Origin of the sequence: Komagataeibacter europaeus LMG 18890 (assembly GCF_000285295.1) — a bacterium.
GTDB lineage: Bacteria > Pseudomonadota > Alphaproteobacteria > Acetobacterales > Acetobacteraceae > Komagataeibacter > Komagataeibacter europaeus.
In genome coordinates this window covers 1-5117 of record NZ_CADP01000154.1, presented here as the reverse complement: position 1 = coordinate 5117, position 5117 = coordinate 1, and the positions used below count along the sequence as shown (strand labels likewise).

The following is a 5117-nucleotide window of genomic DNA, read 5'->3' as shown; positions in this document are numbered from 1 at the left end:
ATCGCATTCAGCCATCCAGATCAGCAGTTCTTCGTCAGATGGCAGGTGGCCGCTGACCGGGAGACCGGCGTGGATTACGCCGGTTCTGTCTCCCGCTTCTTGGCGAAAGGGCGCATGGCATCCTCGACAACTGGATCAAGCTTTGCACCCGGCACGATCTGGGCAAACTTCAGCAAGCCCTTGGTCGTGATGCGAATGGTATTTCCAAGATGCTCCTCGCCGTTATTGTCGGTGTATGGATGCGCCTTGTTCCGCATGTATCCGGCATCAATCCTGTCCTGATAGGCCAGCTTTACCTTGCCGCGTGCATAGCGCCAGCGGTTGGTATCAAGGAACTTGGTAAACACGCCGGGCTTTACCTGGATCATTTTTGCCACTTCGTGCTGACCAAACTCCCCCTCTGCAAACGAAATGCGGTCGAGTGCGGCGGCCTTTGGAAGTACTTCATCAAGCTGCGCCTTCTGCCGCTTCACAGTCTCCTGCAGGACGCTCATCGCGCGCAGGGCCAGTTCCTCCGGCGTCTCGTCCAGCGCGGCGTGCATGTAGCCGCCGGTCTTGCGGATGGCGGGAAGGACTTCCTCAAACACCCATCGTTCGAACTCTTCCGCCTCAGGCAACTTGCTCTTGATGATGAGGCGCAGCACGTCAGGCTCGAAGAGGACGCGAACTTCCTGCAATCCACCCGGCGTCTGAAGGGGGTAACGTTTTGTGACCCCCTTGCAGTGGTCGTTCATCGCCTTGTTAGGGTTGGCATATCCGAGGCGTTCACACACGTCCTTGCCAACGAAGGCTGGCTCACCATCAACCAGAACGGTGCGGATTTCATGTCCTTTGAACGCGAAGGGAATGATATTCTGGTTCATGCCACTTCTACTTCGCCAATCATCTCACGAAGTATGCGGGCCATTTCATGCCCTGCGTGGTAGCGGACCCCATGCATATTAGAGAAGTCGAGGTCGGCCTCTGTGGTCGGTTCTGGATTTGCGCAAACACGACGAATATCGTCATGGGCAATATGCATATTTTCGGCTGCGTATTCTTCGCAAACCTCAATTGCCTTGCGAAGCCCCGGGATCATTGCAGGCGTGATGCCTGATGTGATAATGTCATTCATAGGAATGGTTTCCTTGTGGGTTACTGTTCAGAGGCATCGGGGGAAGTCGCCAAACTGGACCCTGATGCCTTTTTTGTTTCCGCCAATCCGCGCTCAATCAGGTGGATGATTGCAGCGTTTCGGCTTCGAAATCCTTCGGGAATACCGAAAATGTCGATCGCATCAACGATCCTCTTCGGCACCCTCAATTGAAGGCGTGAAATATTCTCCTTATGAACGCCGGGCCCGTATCCCGTTTTGTACGCCAATTCCCATTCCTCTTCTTTCTGACGCAACTGCATGCGCCGTATTCTTGATACAAGTATGTCACTCTTGATGTCAATTGATATGTCACCTCTCTTTGTGCTGAAAATACACATATCAGGAATGCGGAGAGTGAAATGGCGGAAGATCAGGAAAAACCGACTACTGAGCGTAGAGTGCACGTCCTGCCGGTAGAACTGCTTGAACGCATTCGCACCTACCAGAATGACAATAATATTCCGTCGGAAGTCGAGGCCGTGCGCCGCCTTTTGAGTGAAGCACTTCAGGCGCGTGATACGATTGATGACATTATGAAGCAGGTTAGGGCTTATTTCCGTCAGGACCGAGATTTGCGCGCAATGGCAAAAGAAGTCTTGAGTGGGCATATCCTTGTCAACCGCATTGACATTGAAGATAGCGAAGTCCGATTTGGGATGCGGAATGGCGATGCGGGGTCGATCAAGCGCGATGGATCAATGAAAACAGGATCTATTACAGATGATGGGAACGTATGGCTCAGGGAGGACTGGCCAAGCGTGCCGGAGAACTCCGCCACGCGCGGGTGGGATGCCCCGAACTCGAAAGAGGAAGAAATCCCATTTTAGAACAGCAAAAAGCCGCCCGAAGGCGCATGACTAGCCAGACTCGGCCCTCCCCAGCCAAACTCAGGCAGGAGGAACCATGCGATTCACCACCCTAAGCCTGCTCGGCCTACTGTTGCCGAACGCCGCCATCGCGGAAACATCCACGGGGCACGAGGCCGTCGAAATATGCGTGTCATATGACCCGACAAGCCCGGAAGATTTTCAAAAAGAGTTTTCGTTTGGGGATATTTTGATCCCGGCAGGAACTGTGTTTGACGGTGCGTGGCATATGTTCAATGGTCTGAAAGCCCCCGGCGATATGCAGCACATCGTAAACGACCCCGAAAATCATGGCGGCAAAGGATGGCAGTCCATCAGTGACGCAGAAGAGAAAAGGCGCGAGGCGTATCTACGGACAGATCACGAAACAGGGCACCCACATCAAGCATTTATCACCGATGGCCAGGTCAAGCTCAGCAAGCGCCACCCTTGTGATAAGACAGCCGCCCACGTCATAGTATCCTCGCAATGGGATTGGCATGCCCGCACGATCAGTGCGTCCCCAGACCTGTATTATCAGGCATATGGCGTGGTTTCCGACGATAAGATCGACACCTCATTCGATACCGAACCTATGCCTTTCCAATGGAACGCGCAGGCGGGAACCATAAACGCTGTGGTGATCAGGCCACTGGATGTGGTTTATGAACTGCCTCCTGTTGGCAACTGAATAACCCCTATCCGACACATCCTATAAATCCGACTCTGGCCCATGTGGAAATGTCCCCGCAGGAGGAGCGGATGAGCGATCTAGGAAGCCTGCAATTCAGCCCGAAATGCCCCAAGTGCGGCGGAAACCTTGGCGTCGAAGTCAGCGATGGACAGCCTCGGGGCGATGATGAGGTCATCTGCCAGTCCTGTGGCTTCGTCCTTGGGACGCGCAACGAGGTCTCGAAGAAATTCATCGCAGAGAATAGAAGCGAAGTCGAGCGAGCGGCGGCCGATAAGGTTCGTGAGGCTTTGAGAAAGGCCCTCGGGCAATGAAACGCGGACGGTCAGCGGAATTGTCTGCTTCATGTTGATTTCCTTTCGAATGGGACGGGTTGCAGTTGCGTTTCTCGCCCTACTCACCCCCGTAGCAGCTCACGCCTACACACCTCGGCACAGCACATACGCCCCGGAGAGTAGCCAGGCCGAACCTACCTGCCCCAAAGGCGACCAGCCCGTCTGGGTGAATACCCGGTCCAGCGTCTACCACTACCGGCATGAACGCTGGTACGGGAACACGAAATACGGGCAGTATGAGTGTGAGAAGGACGCGCAGGCTGAGGGGCGTCGGCCTACGCGGAATGGGCAGTAGCATTGCCATCCTGACTGTTGGGACGACTCATGCCGTCATGCGAGGGTGCCTCCATAAAGGAGGTGCAGATGCAAGACGATCAGAAAAAACCTGCCGGGATGACGCCTGAAGAAGCGCAGGAATTCAAAGAAAAGTGGGCAAAGATTTTACCGTCAGACAAGCCTGCTCTGGAGTGCGTCTTTGACCTTACAACAACAGTAACCCTTTCTGGTGATGGATCGGTTTACCTTGATTGTCCAAGCCTGCACTTTCCGGGCTTTGATCGGGCGCAGGTGGTTCGGGCCCGTCTAACATCGGAAACAGTATCAATCCTAAAACACGCCCTTGCAGAGGCTGAAAAAAATCCGGGTAAGCCTGTTCAATTTTCCGCAAAAAATCAGAGCCATTAACGGGCGTTATTTCCATTTCGGGTCTCCTGCCAAGGCGGTATCATAATACCACATTGGCAGGAGCGTCCATAATGGATATCGACTTATCGCCCAATCGCCCTGCCCGGCACCTGCGGGTGTTGGATCACGTCAGGCGCGGTGCCGCTGGCCCGCATGTCCTGCTGGGCCTGACGGAACTGCACATCCTGCACGGCGGTAGCAATCTCCCTGCCGTTCAGGTTTAGGCTGATATTGGCGGTTCCTACGTGCTGTGACGCAGCACTTCCGCCCGGAGCGGTCTGCATCGCAGAAATGCGATTGGCCTGATGATTCGCTTCATTCCATACACCCAGAACCAAGCCCGTTGCCGCGCCACCCGCCGCACCAGCACCTGTGCCCGCAACAGGGATGACAGATCCGGCCGCCGCCCCGGCTGCCGCCGTAACTGCCGTGCTTTCAAGAATGCGCCTGATCGGAGCGGGAATTACATTCAACACCGATCCAATAGCCCCCGCGATTGTGGACAGCATGGTTACAAGCCCATGGATGTCGTTCCCAAACTGCCTGATATCATCAGGATGCTGCTGCACATATCGCGTGATGTCGTTAAACGCGCTCGTGATAAGCTGCACTGACTTCACGACGGGCACCATAAGCGCCTGAGACGTCACCGCTTCAAACGCACGCCATGACTCCGTAAACGCCGCAAATTGCGCGCCGGGTGCATTCTGCAGATAATTCATGAGAGGCGCATCGCCCTGCGCCTGCTGCCCCCTGTTGCGGGCAATTTCCCGGCTATATAATTCGGCATCTGCGCTGAGAGACGCACCGAGGCGCTGCACAGTAGACCGTGAAAACAGCAGGTTCAGTTCGTTGGTGATGGACTCGCGCGATGTAATGCCGTGCTTGGCAAACGCAGGCACCATTACATCGGTATACCACGCCATACGGTCGCTTAGATATTCTCTCTCATTTACAAGGTGTCCGTTATGGTCGCGAATGCCTATCCGTTTTTGTTCATCAAGAAAACGATGATTGCGCGTAGTAGGCGGTGGCGAAAGCATAAGCTGGTCCAACGACGCCAGCGCCGTCCCTGCCCGGCTTTCCTGCATCACCCGCATAAGGGATGGCAATTCAGCCGTCAGGAAATCCATACTTGATGCGCTGGCACCAGTGCCGAATTGCCGCAGGCCCGTCAGGTATTTCCCAAGATCAAACGTGCCCTGCATGGCAAAGGCCGTCTGGGATAAACGGTCAATGAAGTCACGCAGTTTGTTGACATCAAGGCCGCCTCCGGGTGCGTTCAGTCCTGCGATTTCACCAGATTGAATGGCGCTTTCAATCTGGGAAATGGCGTTCGGCGCCCCCCTCATGGCAAAAATCTGTCCCGCCATGGATAAATGCTGTCAATCGGCACTCAAAAATAACCCCTGATCGGCATGCAATAT

At 54.8% G+C, this 5117-nt stretch carries 8 protein-coding genes; 3 read left to right on the top strand and 5 right to left on the bottom strand.

Going from position 1 to position 5117, the window contains the following annotated elements; genetic code table 11:
- Positions 1 to 74: 74 nt before the first annotated feature.
- From GEU01_RS19380 to GEU01_RS23410, 3 genes are read right to left on the bottom strand one after another with little or no spacing between them, the layout of a single operon-like run.
- Entirely contained in the window at positions 75 to 863 is a 789-nt protein-coding gene (locus GEU01_RS19380; protein ID WP_019087380.1) for a BRO family protein, read from the bottom strand.
- Entirely contained in the window at positions 860 to 1114 is a 255-nt protein-coding gene (locus GEU01_RS19375) for a hypothetical protein (RefSeq protein ID WP_019087379.1), read from the bottom strand. Before GEU01_RS19375 ends, GEU01_RS19380 begins: the two co-directional genes overlap by 4 nt.
- A 20-nt stretch (positions 1115 to 1134) precedes the next feature.
- Positions 1135 to 1395 carry a hypothetical protein gene (locus GEU01_RS23410; protein WP_042710969.1) on the bottom strand — a complete coding sequence of 87 codons (261 nt, stop codon included), beginning with the start codon at positions 1393 to 1395 and terminating at the stop codon, positions 1135 to 1137.
- 99 nt (positions 1396 to 1494) lie between these two features.
- On the opposite strand from GEU01_RS23410, the gene GEU01_RS19365 reads away from it, so the two are divergent.
- Positions 1495 to 1962 (top strand): hypothetical protein, encoded by a 468-nt coding sequence (locus GEU01_RS19365; RefSeq protein WP_010515754.1) that lies wholly within the window; start codon positions 1495 to 1497, stop codon positions 1960 to 1962.
- Between the two features lie 76 nt (positions 1963 to 2038).
- Positions 2039 to 2671 (top strand): hypothetical protein, encoded by a 633-nt coding sequence (locus GEU01_RS24050; protein WP_019087377.1) that lies wholly within the window; start codon positions 2039 to 2041, stop codon positions 2669 to 2671.
- Between the two features lie 80 nt (positions 2672 to 2751).
- On the opposite strand, the gene GEU01_RS19355 is transcribed toward GEU01_RS24050, so the two are convergent.
- A complete protein-coding gene (locus tag GEU01_RS19355) occupies positions 2752 to 3018 on the bottom strand; it encodes a hypothetical protein (protein ID WP_019087376.1) in 267 nt (88 codons plus the stop codon).
- Positions 3019 to 3369: 351 nt separating this feature from the next.
- On the opposite strand from GEU01_RS19355, the gene GEU01_RS25970 reads away from it, so the two are divergent.
- Entirely contained in the window at positions 3370 to 3690 is a 321-nt protein-coding gene (locus GEU01_RS25970) for a hypothetical protein (protein WP_157212896.1), read from the top strand.
- Between the two features lie 83 nt (positions 3691 to 3773).
- On the opposite strand, the gene GEU01_RS26535 is transcribed toward GEU01_RS25970, so the two are convergent.
- Complete coding sequence (locus GEU01_RS26535; protein WP_019087374.1) at positions 3774 to 5063, bottom strand: hypothetical protein; 1290 nt, start codon at positions 5061 to 5063, stop codon at positions 3774 to 3776.
- Between the last annotated feature and the right edge of the window lie 54 nt (positions 5064 to 5117).

Excerpts from the sequence above, each read along its gene's own strand:
- GEU01_RS26535 (WP_019087374.1), bottom strand. The coding sequence starts at position 5,063 with ATGGCGGGACAGATTTTTGCCATGAGGGGGGCGCCGAACGCCATTTCC.
- GEU01_RS19365 (WP_010515754.1), top strand. The coding sequence starts at position 1,495 with ATGGCGGAAGATCAGGAAAAACCGACTACTGAGCGTAGAGTGCACGTC.
- GEU01_RS19375 (WP_019087379.1), bottom strand. The coding sequence starts at position 1,114 with ATGAATGACATTATCACATCAGGCATCACGCCTGCAATGATCCCGGGG.
- GEU01_RS19355 (WP_019087376.1), bottom strand. The coding sequence starts at position 3,018 with ATGAAGCAGACAATTCCGCTGACCGTCCGCGTTTCATTGCCCGAGGGC.
- GEU01_RS24050 (WP_019087377.1), top strand. The coding sequence starts at position 2,039 with ATGCGATTCACCACCCTAAGCCTGCTCGGCCTACTGTTGCCGAACGCC.
- GEU01_RS25970 (WP_157212896.1), top strand. The coding sequence starts at position 3,370 with ATGCAAGACGATCAGAAAAAACCTGCCGGGATGACGCCTGAAGAAGCG.
- GEU01_RS23410 (WP_042710969.1), bottom strand. The coding sequence starts at position 1,395 with ATGCAGTTGCGTCAGAAAGAAGAGGAATGGGAATTGGCGTACAAAACG.
- GEU01_RS19380 (WP_019087380.1), bottom strand. The coding sequence starts at position 863 with ATGAACCAGAATATCATTCCCTTCGCGTTCAAAGGACATGAAATCCGC.